The following is an 18,195-nucleotide window of genomic DNA, read 5'->3' on the forward strand; positions in this document are numbered from 1 at the left end:
TATGAAGTGTCCGAATTGCGGGGCGGAAATGAAAGAAGGTACGCTTTACTGCGAGCACTGTGGGGAGGATATCCATATTGTTCCCGATTTTGAACCGGAAATTGAATACAATATGGAGCAGACTCTGCATGATATTGCCAGGGAAATGACACCGGAAGAAGATGCCACGGACGATCAGGATGTACAGCAGAGCATGACGGAATTGCAGGACTGGGATGAAGAACCGCTGGAAAATACGGCAAAACATCCCTTTCGCTGGAAATTCATTGTGCTGATCCTGGTGCTTGCGGTAGTAGCGGTGGTATGTACCGGTTTCGGAATCTCTTATTCCCACTATCATTCCGCTGAATATCAGATAAAGAGTGCGAGAGAGTATGTAGCTTCCGGGGAATACGATCAGGCGATCACCTGTTATGAACGTGCGCTGGAAATCGATCCGGGGAACATCACCTTAAAATTTGAACTGGCGGATATTTATTTTCAGAAGAACAACAAAATGGAATATGAATATCTGCTTCGGGAGATTGTTGCGGATGCCGCAGCTACTTCCGAACAACTGGAAAGTGCTTATGGAAAGCTGATCGCCATCTATGCGGCCAGGGAAGATTATAAGACCATTAATGATCTGTTGTTGAACTGTGGTAATGTAAATATTATGAGTAAATACCAGAGCTATATGGCAATGGAACCGGAATTCAGTCTGCAGGAGGGATATTATACCAGCATCCAGCCTTTGAAACTGACAACTTTCGGAAGTGGTAAGATCTACTATACTACCGACGAAACCGAACCGGGAGAACACAGTCTGCTGTATACGGCACCCATCCTTTTAGAGAGCGGTGATTACTGTATCAAAGCCGTCTACATCAATGAGAATGGGATCAGTAGTCCAGTGGTTACCAAAAATTACCATATTGAGATCGAGGAACTGAGTGCTCCGGAGGTAACGGCGGTCAGTGGGGATTATGAATTCCCAATCAATATCGAGGTGACCGACGGATATGATGTTTATTACACAACGGATGGTTCCGATCCTACGCAGAATTCCACGGTGTATAATGGACCGATCCCCATGCCTCTTGGCAAATCAGTCTTCCGGTTTATCCGCATTGCGGAAGGAAGAAAGAGCGAGATCGTGGAGAAAAGCTACAATCTGGTCATGAACACGGAGTTTATGCCGGAGGATGCCGTGACAAAAGTAGTGAATTATGCCATAGAAAGTGGTAAAATAACGGAAGCATCCGGAAGCTTTGATGAATCCGCTGCCGCATATCTCTATCAGTATCAGTATGTGACGAACATCAACAAGATAGATGATTTCTATGTTGTTGCCGAGATCTACCGGGGAGAAGATGGGACAGTCACAAAGACGGGGAATCTGTTCGCCGTAAATGCCTATACCAGGGAACTGTACAAATTGCAGACCGACGAAAGCGGCCGCCATTATACGCTTGGTGATCGTTTAGATATATAATCCTAACAGAAGGGACGGAAAAAGAGAAATGTATAAGATCGTAAAAAAACAGGAGCTGACAACCAACATCTATCTTATGGAGGTAGAAGCAAACAGAGTGGCAAAGACCTGTGAACCCGGTCAGTTTGTCATCGTAAGAATGGATAGCGAGAGTGAGCGTATCCCTCTGACTATCTGTGATTACAACAGAGAAAAAGGAACAGTAACCATTGTGTTCCAGACCGTTGGTGCCGGTACAAAACTGATGGCACAGCTTTCCGAGGGAGAATACTTCCATGATTTCGTAGGTCCTCTGGGATGTCCTTCCGAACTGGTAGAACAGCCTCTGGATGAGGTAAAGGCAAAGAAGATCCTCTTCGTGGCTGGTGGTGTCGGTGCGGCACCGGTATATCCCCAGGTAAAATGGCTGCATGAGCATGGCGTTGCTGCAGATGTTATCGTGGGAAGCAAGACCAAAGATCTTCTGATCCTGGAGAAGGAGATGGAAGCTGTCGCAGGAAATCTGTATGTAACCACCGATGACGGCTCCTATGGAAGAAGCGGTATGGTAACCCAGACCATCAAGGATCTGGTGGCAGAAGGTAAAAAGTACGATCTGTGTATTGCCATCGGTCCTATGATCATGATGAAATTCGTGTGTCTCTTAACCAAAGAACTGGAGATTCCCACAGTTGTCAGTCTGAATCCTATTATGGTAGACGGTACGGGAATGTGCGGTGCATGCCGTGTAACTGTCGGCGGCAAGGTAAAGTTCGCCTGTGTAGACGGACCGGAGTTCGATGGACATGAAGTAAACTTTGATGAGGCAATGAGACGTCAGCAGATCTACAAGACTGCAGAAGGACGTGCAATGCTGGCCCTGGAAGAGGGAGATACCCATCACGGTGGCTGCGGCAACTGCCAGTAGTCATACAAAAGTTTGAACACGATAAATCAGAAAGGCATGGTTAAAATAAAATGGATGTATTAAAGAGAATTCCTGTCAGAGAGCAGGATGCGAAGGAACGTGCTACCAATTTCAAAGAGGTTTGTCTCGGATATAACAAAGAAGAAGCAATGGAAGAGGCTTCCCGCTGCATTAACTGTAAAAATGCACAGTGTGTAAAGGGCTGCCCCGTAGCAATCCAGATTCCACAGTTCATTGAACAGGTGAAGAACGGCAACATTGAAGAGGCTTATCGTATTATCAGTGAATCCAGCGCCCTTCCCGCTGTCTGCGGCCGTGTATGCCCTCAGGAAAGCCAGTGTGAAGGAAAATGTATCCGTGGCTTCAAGGGAGATCCGATCTCCATCGGTAAGCTGGAGCGTTTTGTGGCTGACTGGGCAAGAGAGAATGGCATCAAGCCCACTCCCGCAGCACAGAAGAACGGTAAGAAGGTAGCTGTGATCGGTTCCGGCCCTGCTGGTCTTACCTGTGCCGGAGATCTGGCAAAGCTGGGATATGATGTGACCATTTTCGAAGCACTGCATGAGGCAGGCGGTGTACTGGTATACGGTATTCCCGAGTTCCGTCTTCCCAAGACCGGTGTTGTGGCAAAAGAAATCGAGAATGTAAAATCTCTCGGTGTTCATATTGAGACTAATGTGGTGGTAGGTAAATCCGTGACCATCGACCAGCTGATGGATGAGGAAGGTTTTCAGGCTGTATTCATCGGTTCCGGTGCCGGACTGCCGAAGTTCATGGGTATCCCCGGTGAGAATGCCAACGGTGTCTTCTCTGCCAACGAGTACCTGACCAGAAGCAACCTGATGAAGGCTTTTGATCCCGACTCCAGAACTCCTATCATGCATGGTAAGAAGGTAGCCGTTGTCGGCGGCGGTAACGTGGCGATGGATGCAGCAAGAACCGCACTTCGTCTGGGTGCGGAGGTACACATTGTATACCGTAGAAGCGAAGAGGAGCTGCCTGCCAGAGTGGAAGAAGTACATCATGCAAAAGAGGAAGGCATCATCTTTGATCTGCTGACCAATCCTACTGAGATTCTTTCCGATGATAAGGGATGGGTGACCGGTATGAAGTGCATCCGCATGGAACTGGGTGAGCCCGATGAGAGCGGCAGACGCCGTCCGGTAGAGGTTCCGGGATCTGAATTCGTGATGGAACTGGATACCGTGATCATGTCTCTGGGTACTTCCCCGAATCCTTTGATCTCTTCTACAACCAAGGGACTGGATACCAACAAGTGGAAGTGCATCATTGCGGACGAGAACAATGGTAAGACCACAAAGGAAGGTGTCTATGCCGGCGGAGATGCGGTAACCGGAGCAGCGACCGTTATTCTGGCCATGGGCGCAGGAAAAGCTGCTGCCAAAGGCATTGACGAATATCTGAGTACAAAATAAACACCCCGGATCCTGTCCACAGACAGGATGGAATGGAGGATTACATGGTAAGACATATTGTTCTGTGGAGTCTGGAAGGCAATCTGACAAAACAGGAAAAGAAAGAGACCGCCGGGAAGATCAAGGAGTTACTGGAGCCCATCAAAGAGAAGGTTCCCGGTGCCGTAAAGGTGGAAGTGATCATCAATGAACTGGACAGCAGCAACCGGGATGTGGCTCTGATCTCTGAGTTTACAGATACTGAGGCGCTGGCTGCCTATCAGGTGCATCCGGATCATCTGGCAGCAAAGGAATATATTGGATCCGTGGCAGGCAACAGAGCCTGCCTGGATTACGAGTATTAAGGATGGTGTTGGTATATGGCATGGTGTCCGAAATGTAAAAACGAATATCGGGAAGGAATCACCGTATGTCCCGATTGCGGAGAAACGCTGGTAAGCGAGGAAGAATTGACGGACTGGACTTCCGTGCTGTTCGGTGAACAGGACGAAATGGAGAAACTGAAAGACTTCCTTACATACAATGGGATCCGCAAGAGCAAACTTTCCTTCGATGAGGCGGAGCAGGTCTATGAACTGTTTGTAGATGCAAAAGAGGAAAAACAGGCGAAGACGATTGCCCGGGTATTTCTGGAACAGCAGGAAAAAGAGCGGACGGAAAATGCTGCTGAGGAAGAGGCTGCGGTAGATGAATTCCTGATGCCGGAGACAGAAGAAGCATCGGAGGAAGTCAATCCCGGAGAACTGCTGAAAACAGCTTCCGCCCAGGGTGGACTTACTTATATGAACAGTGGAGCCAAAGCAGAGGAGAATCGTTCCTCTGCCTGGGTACTGCTGGTGGTGGGAATCCTCGGAATGCTTGTCATGATCCTGGGAATTACCGGCGTACTTCCTTTGAACATCGGCAACCCCTATATGTTCTACGGAGTGATGAGTGCTGTTTTCATTCTGTTCATTGTCATGGGCGTGGTATCCATGCGGAATGCAAAGCTTTTTGAGAAAAAGGCAGAGTCCGAGAACTCTCTGGTGGATACTCTTCTGAAGTGGAGTGAAGAAAATCTGACGGCGGAAAAAATTGACGCTCAGATTGAAAATGCTGCAGATACACCGGAAGAGGCTCTTTATTACAAGAGATTCGAAGTAATCCGCAGCCAGATGAATCATCAGTTTATGAATCTGGATCAGCAGATGCTGGAGAACCTTATTGACACAAAGATCTATGAACAGATCTTCCCGGATACAAACGGAGCAGAAGAATGATCAAAATATCCATCGTATGTGTAGGGAAGATCAAGGAGAAATTTTTCCGGGACGCCATAGAAGAATATAGCAAACGTCTGGGGCGTTATACGAAGTTAAATATCATCGAAGTGACGGATGAAATGACACCGGATGGAGCCAGTGCGGCTCTGGAAGATCAGATCCGTGAAAAAGAAGGGGCGAGGATCCTGGCGAAACTGCCACAGGATGCCCTGATCGTTACGCTGGAGATTGCCGGTAAAAACTTTTCTTCCGAAGAATTTGCGGCATGGATTGAAGATTGCACTGTCAGAGGAAAAAGCCATATCTGCTTTGTCATTGGCGGATCGCTTGGTTTGCATCCAAGTGTCTGTAAAAGAGCGGATCTGGCCTTAAGCTTTTCCAAAATGACATTTCCTCATCAGTTGATGCGAGTGATCCTGTGCGAACAGATCTATCGTGCATTCCGGATCATTCAGCACGAACCTTACCATAAATAAAGAGTAAAAGTAGAAGTATATGACAAAAAAACAACGTGCATTAGAAATTATAGAACGTCTGAAAAAGGAATACCCGGATGCCGGATGCACTCTGGATTACGATCAGGCATGGAAACTGCTTGTCAGTGTCCGCCTGGCAGCTCAGTGTACCGATGCCCGGGTAAATATCGTAGTGGAAAAGCTGTATGAGAAGTTCCCGGATGTGGATGCCCTGGCAGAGGCTCCGGTGGAAGAGATCGAGGCCATTGTAAAGCCCTGTGGCCTGGGTCACAGCAAAGCCAGAGATATCAGTGCCTGCATGAAGATTCTGCGGGATAAATATGACGGAAAGGTTCCAGACGATTTTGACGAATTATTGTCTCTGCCTGGAGTGGGCAGAAAAAGTGCGAATCTGGTCATGGGGGATGTCTTTGGCAGACCTGCCATTGTGACAGACACCCACTGTATCCGCCTGGTGAACCGTATGGGACTTGTGGACGGGATCAGGGAACCGGCAAAGGTGGAGAAGGAGCTGTGGAAGATCATTCCGCCCGAAGAAGGCAGCGATTTCTGCCACAGACTGGTATATCACGGCAGAGAAGTGTGCACCGCCAGAACCCATCCTTACTGCGAAAAATGCTGTATCAGTGACATCTGTAAAAAAGTCGGCATATAAAAGGCGGACAGGGAAATCTACTGCCGCAGACAGGAGCAAAGCCTATGAGGATGTATGACATTATCATGAAAAAAAGAAACGGCGGAGAGCTTTCGAAAGAAGAGATCCACTTTTTTATCGAGGGCTATACCCGTGGAGAGATTCCTGATTATCAGGTATCCGCGCTGATGATGGCGATCTACTTTCAGAAGATGACCGAGAAGGAGACTTATGAACTGACCATGGCCATGGCACACAGTGGTGAGATGCTGGATCTGTCCGGAATCCATGGCTGCAAGGTGGACAAACACAGTACCGGAGGTGTGGGGGATAAGACTTCTCTGGCATTGACACCCATGGTGGCTGCCTGTGGGATCCCGGTGGCCAAGATGAGCGGCAGAGGCCTGGGCCATACCGGAGGGACCATTGACAAGCTGGAAAGCTTTCCCGGATTTTCCACATCACTGACCACGGAGCAGTTTATTGAAAATGTGAATCGGATCGGCATTGCCATTATGGGACAGACCGCAGATCTGGCACCGGCGGATAAAAAGCTGTACGCCCTGCGGGATGTGACAGCTACCGTAGATAATATGGCCCTGATTGCCAGTTCCATCATGAGCAAGAAACTGGCAGCCGGTGCAGATGCCATTGTACTGGATGTCAAGACCGGAAGCGGTGCCTTTATGAAGAGCAGGGAGGATGCTTTTGCTCTGGCGGAGGAAATGGTGAAGATCGGTAAGAATGCCGGACGTAAGACTATTGCCGTAATCTCGGATATGGATCAGCCGCTGGGCCGGGCCGTGGGAAATGCCCTGGAAGTGAAGGAAGCCATTGCAACCCTGCGGGGAGAAGGCCCGGAAGATTTCAAAGAACTTTGTATGGTACTGGGAAGTCGGATGTTACTTGCCGGTAGTAAGGCGGAGAGTGTCGAAGAGGCCAGAAATATGCTTACAAATGTCATCAGAGATGGCAGTGCTTTACGGAAGCTGGAGCAGTTTGTGGAGGCCCAGGGCGGTGACCCTGCGGCGGTAACGGATCCGGAGCTTCTGCCGAAGGCATCCATGGTGGTTCCTGTCTGTGCGGACAGAGACGGCTTTGTAGAAAAAATTGCCTGTGAGGATATCGGAATTTGTTCTCTGCTCTTAGGCGGCGGAAGAGAGACCAAGGAAAGTGAGATCGATCTGTCTGTTGGCATCCTCTTAGAGAAGAAAAAAGGGGATGCGGTGAAAAAGGGAGAGGTACTGGGATACCTTCATGCCAATGATGAGAAACGCCTGGAAGCGGCGAAGGAAAAGTTCCGGAGTGCCTATTTCATCACCGACTATCAGCCGGAGGCAGAACCTCTGATCAAAGGGATTTTACAGTAACATATTCCGGCATCCGCTTTCATATAGTTTTATATGAAAATGAAGAGAATGCCATCGAAAAAAGAAAAATGGATCGATTCCCTGCAGTTACCCAAGGATGTCTGTATGGGAGCACTGCGGGTGACGCTGACGGGAAACTCCGAAGCCTGGATTGAAAATTACAGAGGAATCCTGGAATATACCGGAGAGCGGATCCTTTTGCAGGCCAAGACCTGTCAGGTGTGCCTGGAGGGAACCAGACTTTCCATCGACTATTATACCAATGAAGATATGAAGATCAGCGGAAATATCAGTGCACTGCGATATTTGCGTGAATAATCATTTGGATGAGAGGTTAACAGGATGACGGAGTGGGTCAAACGTCTGCAGGGTTATGTGAAGATCCGGGTATGGGGCTTTGCACCGCAGCGATTTATCAATCTGTGCAGTAATAAGGGAATATTGCTGTGGAATATAGAAAAACAGGAAGATGTTTATACCATGTGCATCGGCCTGCGGTCTTTTTACGAACTGCGGCCCATCGCCAGAAAGACAAAAGTAAGGGTAGTCATATCGGAAAGATATGGACTACCCTTTTTTGTGCCGGGAATGCTGCGCAGAAAAGCGTTTCTGGCAGGTTTATTTCTGGCGGTGGCTTTCTGGCTGATTTCGTCTTTATTTGTGTGGGATATTCAGGTGACTGGCAATTATCAGGTGACGGATGACGTGTTCTATTCCTTCCTGGAGCAGGAGGGCATTCACACCGGAATGCGAAGGAGTGAACTGAATATAGGTGAGCTGGAAAAACAGATAAGACGGAAGTTTTCGCAGGTTACCTGGACCTCCGGCCGTCTGGACGGGACCAGACTGGTGATCGAAGTAAAGGAAAACGATATGTCGGTTCCAGAAGTCGTGCAGGATGCGGCAGGGGCAGGAAAAGATCTGGTGGCAGAATGCAACGGGGTGATCACGGATATGATCGTGCGTTGTGGTGTCCCGAAAGTATCCATAGGCAGTGAAGTGGCAAAAGGAGATATTCTGGTGGAAGGCAGGATCCCCATTTATGCCGAGGATGGAACCGTCAGGGAATATCGGCCGGTGACCCCGGATGCGGATATAGTGCTGGAGCATACCGGAACCTTTCAGGCATATCTTCCGGCAGATTATATCCGGAAAAAATACACCGGAAGACAAAAGACATTTTATTTTATCCATTTCGGTGACCGGGAGTGGAAACCGGAGAAAAAAATGGATTTTTTGCAATATGACAGCGTGCTGGAAACATGTCCCGTAAAAGCGTTGGAGTATCTGCAGATCCCCTGCATGGTAGGCAGAATCACGTACAGAGAGTATCAGAAAACAGAATATTATTATACAGTGTCGGAAGCAGAAACGGTTTTACAGAAAAAAATCATGGATTTTCTTGAAACTTTAGATGAAAAAGGGGTACAAATAATCTCGAAAGATGTTAAAATAGAAACAAAGCGCGCCGGCTGGACCGCACACGGGGAACTTTTGCTGCGGGAAGCGGCGGTCAGTCTGGTAGATTCCCGGGCAGAGGATACCGGAGCAGAAGATTTGGACAGAAATGAGGATTAAGACATAAATGAGTGTGACAGCAATCCGTCTGGAAATGGATACAGAACAGATGCAGAAGATCTTCGGTATGCAGGATGCGTACATCAAGAAGCTGGAACAGGATTTTCAGGTAACTATTGTGGACCGCAACGGAAGTGTAATGATCACCGGGGAAGAAGAAAACGTTTCGAAGGCCTCCCGGGTATTACGACAGCTGACCGCATTGTCGGATCACGGCAATGAGATCGAAGAACAGAGCGTGGATTATGCCATTGAAATGGGAAAAGAAGACCAGGAGGAAAAACTGATGGAGATGGATGCGGACTGCATCTGCCATACCATCAGCGGAAAGCCGATCAAGCCCAAGACCCTGGGGCAGAAGGCTTATGTGGATGCCATCCGGAAAAACATGATCGTATTCGGACTGGGACCGGCTGGTACCGGTAAGACGTATCTGGCCATGGCCATGGCGATCACCGCTTTTAAGAACAACGAGGTGAGCCGTATCATCCTGACCAGACCGGCCATTGAAGCCGGAGAAAAGCTGGGCTTTTTGCCCGGTGATCTGCAGAGTAAGGTAGACCCGTATCTGCGTCCCCTGTACGATGCCCTGTATCAGATCATGGGAGCGGAAAGTTTTGCCAAAAATATGGAAAAGGGTCTGATCGAAGTGGCACCGCTTGCCTATATGAGAGGCCGGACACTGGACAATGCCTATATTATTCTGGATGAAGCACAGAATACCACACCGGCACAGATGAAAATGTTCCTGACCCGTATCGGTTTCGGCTCCAAAGTGATCGTAACGGGTGACTCCTCCCAGAAGGATCTTCCCGTGGGAGCAAAATCCGGTCTGGATGTAGCAGCCAGAGTTCTGAAAAATATCGATGATATTGCCTTCTGTACCTTGACCAGCAAAGACGTGGTAAGACATCCTCTGGTACAGAAGATCGTAAAAGCTTACGATGACTATGAAGCCCGGACGATCAAAAGCAAAAGAAGTCCGAGATGAAACAAACGTCCGGATAAAGGAAACAGATAAATATGAAGAACAAAGAGAAAAACGGATTTTCGCGGCTTTTGCTGCCGGAGATCCTTACGGTACTGATCGGAGGTGCCGCAGTCTACGGACTGGGACTTTTGGGAAAACAGTTGTCTGTGGAAAATGCCCTGCGGGATGCCGTGATGGCAGCACTGGGACTTGCAGTGTCAGGATTTTTCCTGCGCAGGGAAGTAGTGGATTCCCGCCTGGATTATGATAACGGAGAGCATCTGATGAGATTCTGGACCGCTGTCTGGTGCAGCCTTTTGTTTTCGCTGGCCTGTGCATTCCTTCCGGCGGGAGGATGGCCGTTTCTGGCGGTCTTTGTGGTATTGTCCCTGTTCAGCAATCTATCAGTGGGAATTGTGTTTTCCGGGGTGTTTCTGATGATTGCCACGCTGTGGGGACAGTCGGTGGGCATTTTTTTCCTGTATTTTATCAGCGGTGTTTTTGCAGCCTGTCTTTTCCAGCATTTAGAGCAGGAATTTGCCATCGGGATCCCCCTGTTCTTATCTCTGTTCTGCCTTTTGCTGTGCGAGACCGCAAATGTGGTACTGCTTGCCAATGAACATTTAAGTCTGGAACAGTTTCTGGTTCCAGCAGCAAATCTGATCGTGTCGGGAATACTGCTTCTGGGTATTTTGAAAATTTTTTCGGGCACAGTGGTGTTCAGGGATCGTGTAAAATATCTGGAACTGAATGACACCGAGAATCAGGTACTGGTAAAGTACCGCGAGGAAGACCGATCCGAATATTTCCTGTGTGTACATACAGCCTATTTCTGTGAGCGGATCGCAAATATGCTGGAACTGGACAGGGATGCCCTGAAATGTGCCGGATTATATCACAGAAAAGGCTGGGATCTTATGCAGGAGACGCCGGATATGGAATTCCCGGCAGGCGCATCGGAGATCCTGGAAGAATATAAAGGAACCCGGAAATACAAAAAAGCGGAGACCGCAGTGCTGTATTGTTCGGATGCGGTAGTCAGTGCGATCCTTTTGCTGTTGCAGAAGGAACCGGAGAAGAAGCCGGATTATGAGCAGGTGATTGACAGGATTTTTGAGAGAATCCGGGAAAAAGGTATTTTCAGCGAATGTGACCTGTCCTTAAGGGACTGGAACCGGATGCAGAAGATATTCAAGGAGGAGAAATTATACTATGACTTTTTACGTTGAGATATAATGGGAGTTATCATACAACCTAGCATAACCCTTTATATCTCTACAAACCTCTATTTTACAGCATTCCTTAAAAAAGTCATAGTTATGTAATTCTCCATAATTCGTTATATTTTAACACTAATTGGTACATAATTGGTACATAATTTATGAATTAATTTTCATATCAGGAAGCCTTATGCTTATTATTTTATTTTTAATTTATGAACTGCCCCGATTTTTTATAAGTCGGAGCAGTTTATTGTTATATTTTTACAAAGCGCATTCTTGTAATTTTCTAATGTAGTTTTCTGTCATAATAATGATGCAACTGAAAACCGGAGAAAATAACAAGGAGGATTCAAAATGAAAGAAGTAAAAATTATCAGAGTAACCAAGGGACAGGAAGCAGAAGGAGCAAAGGAGCTTGCTGCTTTTTACAACGAGATGGAGGAAAAGGACGCTCGTACATCTCGTGCCATCATCACCAGTGTAGGTGATGACATCGTATACACTGTTTTCGCAGATGTATACGAAGAGGATGACGACTTCGATGACATCGACGATGAGGATGACGGCGGCAGCGAAGACGAAGACGATGATGAGGATTTCCTCAGTTAATCGTCACGGAAAGAGGGGCTAAAAAGCCCCTTTTTCTATGCAGAAAAATAGTTCCGGAACAGAATCTTTCATATTAATAGTATAACAAACAGCGAGGAGGTATCTGCATTGAAACAGTATGTCTTAGACACAAATATTCTGATTGAAAGTCCCGACGCAATCTTTGGATTCAACGACAATCTGGTGTGCATTACCATGAAAACACTGGAAGAATTAGATGGATTGAAAAAGGCTCCCGGAGATACAGGATTCAACGCAAGAAAAGCGATTCGAAACATCAATTCCTTAAAAGATTGCCATGGAAATTACGAAGCAGGTCTCGAAATGAAAAACGGCGGCATTTTCAGGATTCTTAAGAAGCCCGTTAATATTGATCCGGCTCGAGCAAGCGACACCATTCAGGGACTCGATGTAAATAAGCCTGATAACGAAATTCTGCTTACTTTTATGGCAAGATTATCGTCTGATTACGAGAATATTCTAATCACCAACGATGTTTCCATGCAGGTCAAAGCGGAACTTTTAGGTATCAGGACTCAGAGCTACCACAACCTCAGAGTAAGCGAAACGGGCTACCGTGGAATTAAATGCTACGATATCGCTAACTGGCAGACGATCGAAGAGCTGTATAAAAACGGCGATTACGTCGGCGTAGAAACAATTCCGGAATTGAAAGACGAAAACTTCGTGGAAAATGAATATATATATTTGAAATGCGAAAATATGAAGGCTTATACCGTATATAAAAATAAAAATCTTTTCATCATTGATTCTAAGACATTAAAACCCTGCAATGTCAATGCAAAAAACGATTCGCAAAAGTTTGCGTTACATGCACTGATGGCTCCGTCCGAAGAAATTCCATTAGTTATTCTGAAAGGCCCTGCCGGATCTGCAAAAACTTTCCTTTCTCTGGCGGCAGGTGTGGATCAGACTTATGACGGCAAATACGGAAAAATCGTTATCACCAGAGCAAACGTTCTGGCAGATAAAGATATTGGATACCTTAAAGGATCACTGGAAGATAAGATGAACCCACTGCTAGCTCCATTCTATGATAACCTCGAAGTTATTCTGAGATGTTTCAACGGTGGAGAAAAAGAGTCAAATGAACAAATCCAGATGCAGATTGAAGACATGAAAGAATCCGGCATTTTGGAAGTCGCATCACTGGCATATATGCGTGGTAGAAGTTTAAATGGAGCGTTTATCATCGTGGATGAGGTCCAGAACATGTCACCCCTGCAGGTTTTGACGCTTGTAACCAGAGCCGGCATGGGAACCAAAGTTGTGTTATGCGGTGATCTTGACCAGATCGATGCACCAAACCTTGACAGAGAAAACAACGCTCTGGCATACGTTTCCGAAAAAATGAAAAACAGCCCGCTGTGCGCCCAGATTACCTTCAATCAGGACGAATGCGTAAGAAGTCTTTTAGCCTTGGAAGCAGCGGCAAAATTAACAATTCGATAGACTACGGTTATCTTTAAGCGGGGAGCAATCCCCGCTTTTCTGTGTTTCGAAATGCTTTCTTTCATAATAATTATAGAAGGAAACAAATGAAAGGAGATCACTATGCCTTTATTCAAAAACAAAAAAGAAACACAGAAGCAGCAGCCGACCGAAATCAAGAAGGCTAAAGGCCGCCGTGCAAAAACAGCACAGCAGAGTATTCCTTATGAGGAAATGTATCCCAATGGCATGATTAAAATCGGACCGGGGCTTTTTTCCAAATCCTATTATTTCGGTGATATGAACTTTGCAACCGAAAAAGAGGATAAACAGGAGGAGATTCTTAAGAGTTACTCCAAACTCTTAAGCAAATACGCACCAAACGTAACGGCACAGTTTACTATTTTCAACCGCAAAACTTCTGCCGACAAAATTAAGGAAAAGTTTTTCTTAAAACCCAAAAACGGCAGCGGTCTTGGAAGAACTGAAGATGAGATCGAAAGAGAAAAACGGCAGCAGGAATATCGTGACGAATACAACGCGATTCTGGAAAACAGAATTAAAGAAGGTAGAAACGACATTCAGAAAGAGCGCTACATTACGCTTACACTGAAAACCACGGACGTAATCATGGCAAATCGGACTTTCATCACACTGGACGAAGAAACCAATAATGCCGTGAGAGAAATCAATAAAACGGGTGTGCGTCCGTTAACTATCGAAGAACGCATCTGTATCCTTCACGATATTTACAAAGTTGGAGAAGAAGATTTCTTCCCTAGTCTTTTGAATGATTACAAGGACGATGCCGGCGAATTTTCATTAGAAAAGCTTTCCAAAAAAGGATTAACGACCAAGGATCTCATTGCTCCAAGTAATTACATGAACGGAATGGCACAGGTTCAGCTCGGAGAACATAACTTCGCAAAAACGTTCCTGATCAGCAATTTTCCAACGGCCATGGATACTTCCTTTCTATCGGAGATCACGAATATTCCTTGTACTATGCTTACCTCTGTAATTTTTAAGTCCTGCCCTCATAAGAAGGCTATCAGAGATGTGAAAGCCCAGAACAGCGCCATTAAGTCAGAAGTGGTAAAAGCTAATCAAAAGGCTATTAAAAATAACTATGATCCATCATTAATTTCAGAAGATCTGTTAACAGCAAGAGAGGAAGCGGCGGAACTGGTTAGAGAAGTAACTGTTCATAATCAGAAATTGTTCTTTACCACAGTAACGGTTACTTTGTTAGCAACCTCACTGGACGAGCTTAAAGAATATTCTGACATTTTGAAAATGAGAATTTCCGATTTCTCCTGCCAGGCAAATACTTTGTACGGACAGCAGACTGCGGGCCTTAAGACAAGCTTACCGCTCGGCGTGAATTATACAGAAATTGACCGTATGCTTACTGCAGATTCCATCGACGCATTATTCCCGTTCTCAGTGCAGGAATTAATGGATCAGAATGGACACTTCTACGGTTTGAATCCTATTACACAGAATATGATCGTCTACAACAGGCGAGACAGCTACCTGCCGAATGGATTGATTGTAGGCCAGTCCGGTAGAGGTAAATCCTTCTTTGCAAAGGGAGAAATTATTCCTAACCTGCTTGATACAGAAGACGATATTATTATTATGGATCCAGACGGAGAATTTGTTCCGATTGCAGAAGAGTTTGGTGGGGCAGTAATCAACGTATCTCAAAGAAGTGATTCTCATATCAATCCACTTGATATGGACATCAACTATGCCGCAAGTAATAATGATGACCCTGTAGCGAAAAAATCAGATTATCTTGTTTCCTTATGCGAATCGGCAACAAAACAAATGGGCGGCTTAACACCATACGAAATAAATACGATTCAAAAAGTAACAAAAATAATCTATAAGGATTATCTTACCAACTTGGAAGAAATGAGAAAATTTAATCCTGAAATAACCATTGATGTAAATTCTTCCCCGACACTCGCGACCTTCTATAGTGCATTGCTGGATATGGATGGGCCGGAAGCGCATCAATTAGCAATGGCAATGGAGCGTTTCTGTGTGGGTAACGACGACGTTTTCTCGCATAGAACAAATATCGATCCAAAATCTCGTTTTATCGTGTATAATCTGAAGCCTATGCCGAAGAATATGAAGGAATTTGGTATGATGGTTTGCTTGAGCGATATCTGGAACAGAATCGTCCGCAACAAAGACGAGCACAAAAATAAAGCTACGTGGGTATACCTCGATGAATTTTATTTGATGGTTCAGACAGCGTCTTCAGCAACCATGCTTCAAGAGTATTTCAGAAGATGTCGTAAATATCATGGCATAATGACAGGCATTACGCAGGATATAGAGGATCTTTTAATTACACCTGAAGGAAGAGGTATCTTTAATAATAGCGGATTTGTGGCTATGCTTAGTCAGTCTAATATTGGACGAAGTGAAATCCAGGAACAGTTTGATGTAAGCGACACTTTAATTGATTACATCAAAGATAAACCGGAAGGAACTGGCTTGCTTTATACAGGCAAAACGGTGGTTCCATTTAACTACGATCTTCCAAAAGACACCAAACTTTATAAATTGATGTCCACAAAGCCGAGTGAAGATTGAACAAAAAGAGGCCGAGAAATCGGTCTCTTTTTTCGAGAAAATTTCTGTGCAGAAAAATGCGGCAGAACAACAAAAATCTTTCATATTAATGATAGAATATTAAGGAGGTATTTTTATGAAAACAATCCCCGAAATTATGAACGTTATAAACGGACTGGACGAAAACGGAGAAGCGAAGGCTATCATTGGAATCCAGTATGTTTTATTAAATAAAGCCGGAGAACCGGTAAAGATCATGGATAAGGAAGATGTCTATAAACCGGAGATCAATATTATTCCGCGCGACGGCATTATGCAGGTAGATATTCGTTTTGATTCAGAGCAGGATATCAGTCTGGCAAAAATCTGGAAAATTCTGGAACAGTACACGAAATCCTCCGGAGATTTTTATGCAAAAGATGATGCAGATGAACCTATCCCCTCGCTGATCCTGAGCATTATCCCTTTAACGGAAGAAACAGATAGTTATGTAGTGGCAGGAGATCCGCTTATGCATGCATTGACGGCGACAGTTCCAAAGGGCGGAGTAAACTGCATTCGGCTGATTTTCAATGCAGATTTTGTGCATTTCTTCTTCTCGGAAGATGCGATCGATATGAATGATATTGCAACCGAAGTTTCCGATGAATTGTATCGAAGAGAATATGCAAGTCGGCAGATGGATGCTAGAAGAGAACAGCGTATCGCGGAAATTCAGAAAAAGAGATATTAAGAATGACAAATATAACAGCCAGCACGGATATTATATAATATCCGCTTTTGGCGTTGAAGGAGTTTTTTACAATGGGATTTTTTAGCGGGAACAAAAAAAATCAGTCGTCAATGTCAACAGAAAAGACGATGCAGAGAATCGGGATAGCAGGTACGGCTCATCATACAGGAACAACACATTTGGCAATCAACATCGCAATCACTTTACGTAGTCTCAATTATAAAGTGGCTGTTCTTGAGGACAATGCATCGAAGCATTTTGAATTAATTGCTTCTGAATTGGATTATGATGATAATGAGAATGTCGGTTATTTCAATTACAAAGGGGTGGACTATTACCATTATTGCCGACCTATACCATTTTTTGTATTAATGCAGCGAAATTATGACTTCATTATCATCGATCACGGTACGTATGCCAACTGCGACAGGAATACCTTTTATGCCAACAACATTAATGTCATCACGACCGGATCCCGTTTATGGGAATTAACGGATTATGAGAATTTTATGGAAGGCATTCAGATAGAAGAAAGAGGTATAGAAATTGAAAATAGAATGAGTAGACAGTATAATTATGCCTTTATGTTTGCTCATGACGACTATTTCTTCCAAAAACAGATCCTGGAACACATGGGCGACGACATCAAGAGTATATTTCCCGCTTACAAAGAAAACCTGTTTGATGATCCGGATTACGATACAGTTAAACAACTTATTCCCTGGGTACAGATTCCCGAAGAATCTGGTAGCAAAAACAAATCTCATGGTTTATTTGGATTAAAATTCAATAAAGAGCCCGAATATAAAGAAGAACCCGTTAAACAGGTTGTCGATTTTTCACCGGAAATTCCGGAGATAGAGGATGAGTGTGTTGTTGAGCAGCCGGAAAACGAGCCTGTTTATCTTGCAAAAGATCCGCTGCCTGATGATGTGGAAAATTCTTCTGAAGCAGAAGAACTCGTTGCCGAAACAACAGAGTTAGAACATTCCCCGGTTGTCGAAGCTATACCGGTACCGATTATACAAGAAGCAGTACAGAAAAATGATGCAGAAGCTGCTGTTGATAAAGAGGAGATTGCCACAGAAATCAAATCCGTTCCGGAAATAATTCCGTATTATGCCGAAGAGACAAAAGAAATTGCTGAACAATTATTTAATGCTGCAAAAGAAATTCAGAAATATACGATGAGACATGTAGATGAATTGACAGATGATCCGCAAATAGCGCTGTTCCTGAACGCGTTTGCGACAAAAGAGGTTACGGGGGCCTTCAGTTGCCTGCTCCGCAGTAAGGCGGAGCATAGTCGTAAAAACGGCAAAGATGGAGAAGCCGTTATCAGGATCGAAGACGGCGAAATTGGATATGAGATAAAAGAATCTTCCTTGAGAGAATATTTGGGGGAAGATTCGGGCTATTTGATAGCGCCAAGCATTGATAGTTTTGTGAAATTATAACTTATTCAGAGAAAGGAAAAAA

At 45.2% G+C, this 18,195-nt stretch carries 17 protein-coding genes; all 17 read left to right on the forward strand.

The window, feature by feature from the left end:
- Position 1: 1 nt before the first annotated feature.
- The 17 genes from DWZ61_RS08010 to DWZ61_RS08090 all read left to right on the forward strand — a co-directional run bounded on the left by DWZ61_RS08010 (position 2) and on the right by DWZ61_RS08090 (position 18,173).
- The gene (locus tag DWZ61_RS08010; RefSeq protein WP_118537995.1) at positions 2-1,474 is read left to right on the forward strand and encodes an FN3 associated domain-containing protein; all 1,473 of its coding nucleotides are present in this window, start codon (positions 2-4) and stop codon (positions 1,472-1,474) included.
- A gap of 28 nt (positions 1,475-1,502) precedes the next feature.
- A complete protein-coding gene (locus DWZ61_RS08015; RefSeq protein ID WP_117466341.1) occupies positions 1,503-2,381 on the forward strand; it encodes a sulfide/dihydroorotate dehydrogenase-like FAD/NAD-binding protein in 879 nt (292 codons plus the stop codon).
- 50 nt (positions 2,382-2,431) lie between these two features.
- On the forward strand, positions 2,432-3,817 hold the full coding sequence (gltA, locus tag DWZ61_RS08020) for an NADPH-dependent glutamate synthase (RefSeq protein ID WP_117466340.1): 1,386 nt from the start codon (positions 2,432-2,434) through the stop codon (positions 3,815-3,817).
- A 44-nt stretch (positions 3,818-3,861) separates the two neighbouring features.
- Entirely contained in the window at positions 3,862-4,161 is a 300-nt protein-coding gene (locus DWZ61_RS08025) for a Dabb family protein (RefSeq protein ID WP_118537996.1), read from the forward strand.
- A 15-nt stretch (positions 4,162-4,176) separates the two neighbouring features.
- A complete protein-coding gene (locus tag DWZ61_RS08030; protein ID WP_117466338.1) occupies positions 4,177-5,076 on the forward strand; it encodes a TFIIB-type zinc ribbon-containing protein in 900 nt (299 codons plus the stop codon).
- A complete protein-coding gene (rlmH, locus tag DWZ61_RS08035) occupies positions 5,076-5,555 on the forward strand; it encodes a 23S rRNA (pseudouridine(1915)-N(3))-methyltransferase RlmH (RefSeq protein ID WP_117466354.1) in 480 nt (159 codons plus the stop codon). Before DWZ61_RS08030 ends, rlmH begins: the two co-directional genes overlap by 1 nt.
- A 19-nt stretch (positions 5,556-5,574) precedes the next feature.
- Positions 5,575-6,210, forward strand: coding sequence for an endonuclease III (gene nth / locus DWZ61_RS08040; protein WP_022312807.1), 636 nt, complete (start codon positions 5,575-5,577; stop codon positions 6,208-6,210).
- Between the two features lie 44 nt (positions 6,211-6,254).
- Positions 6,255-7,559, forward strand: a complete 1,305-nt coding sequence (locus DWZ61_RS08045) for a pyrimidine-nucleoside phosphorylase (RefSeq protein ID WP_118537997.1) — start codon at positions 6,255-6,257, stop codon at positions 7,557-7,559.
- Between the two features lie 48 nt (positions 7,560-7,607).
- Positions 7,608-7,877, forward strand: a complete 270-nt coding sequence (locus DWZ61_RS08050) for a YabP/YqfC family sporulation protein (protein WP_227062202.1) — start codon at positions 7,608-7,610, stop codon at positions 7,875-7,877.
- Between the two features lie 24 nt (positions 7,878-7,901).
- The gene (locus DWZ61_RS08055; protein WP_118537998.1) at positions 7,902-9,137 is read left to right on the forward strand and encodes a sporulation protein YqfD; all 1,236 of its coding nucleotides are present in this window, start codon (positions 7,902-7,904) and stop codon (positions 9,135-9,137) included.
- Positions 9,138-9,144: 7 nt separating this feature from the next.
- Positions 9,145-10,128: a PhoH family protein gene (locus tag DWZ61_RS08060; RefSeq protein ID WP_022312803.1), complete on the forward strand. Its 984-nt coding sequence runs from the start codon at positions 9,145-9,147 to the stop codon at positions 10,126-10,128.
- Between the two features lie 32 nt (positions 10,129-10,160).
- A complete protein-coding gene (locus DWZ61_RS08065) occupies positions 10,161-11,336 on the forward strand; it encodes a hypothetical protein (protein WP_118537999.1) in 1,176 nt (391 codons plus the stop codon).
- Positions 11,337-11,684: 348 nt separating this feature from the next.
- Positions 11,685-11,939 carry a hypothetical protein gene (locus DWZ61_RS08070; RefSeq protein WP_118538000.1) on the forward strand — a complete coding sequence of 85 codons (255 nt, stop codon included), beginning with the start codon at positions 11,685-11,687 and terminating at the stop codon, positions 11,937-11,939.
- Positions 11,940-12,047: 108 nt separating this feature from the next.
- Complete coding sequence (locus DWZ61_RS08075) at positions 12,048-13,412, forward strand: PhoH family protein (protein WP_118538001.1); 1,365 nt, start codon at positions 12,048-12,050, stop codon at positions 13,410-13,412.
- Positions 13,413-13,514: 102 nt separating this feature from the next.
- Positions 13,515-16,004, forward strand: coding sequence for a VirB4-like conjugal transfer ATPase, CD1110 family (locus tag DWZ61_RS08080; RefSeq protein ID WP_118538002.1), 2,490 nt, complete (start codon positions 13,515-13,517; stop codon positions 16,002-16,004).
- A 115-nt stretch (positions 16,005-16,119) separates the two neighbouring features.
- The gene (locus DWZ61_RS08085; RefSeq protein ID WP_118538003.1) at positions 16,120-16,716 is read left to right on the forward strand and encodes a hypothetical protein; all 597 of its coding nucleotides are present in this window, start codon (positions 16,120-16,122) and stop codon (positions 16,714-16,716) included.
- Between the two features lie 71 nt (positions 16,717-16,787).
- Entirely contained in the window at positions 16,788-18,173 is a 1,386-nt protein-coding gene (locus DWZ61_RS08090; RefSeq protein ID WP_118538004.1) for a hypothetical protein, read from the forward strand.
- The last annotated feature ends 22 nt before the right edge of the window (positions 18,174-18,195 follow it).

The sequence above is a fragment of the Clostridium sp. AF34-10BH genome, from assembly GCF_003478095.1.
Classification (GTDB): domain Bacteria; phylum Bacillota; class Clostridia; order Lachnospirales; family Lachnospiraceae; genus Acetatifactor; species Acetatifactor acetigignens.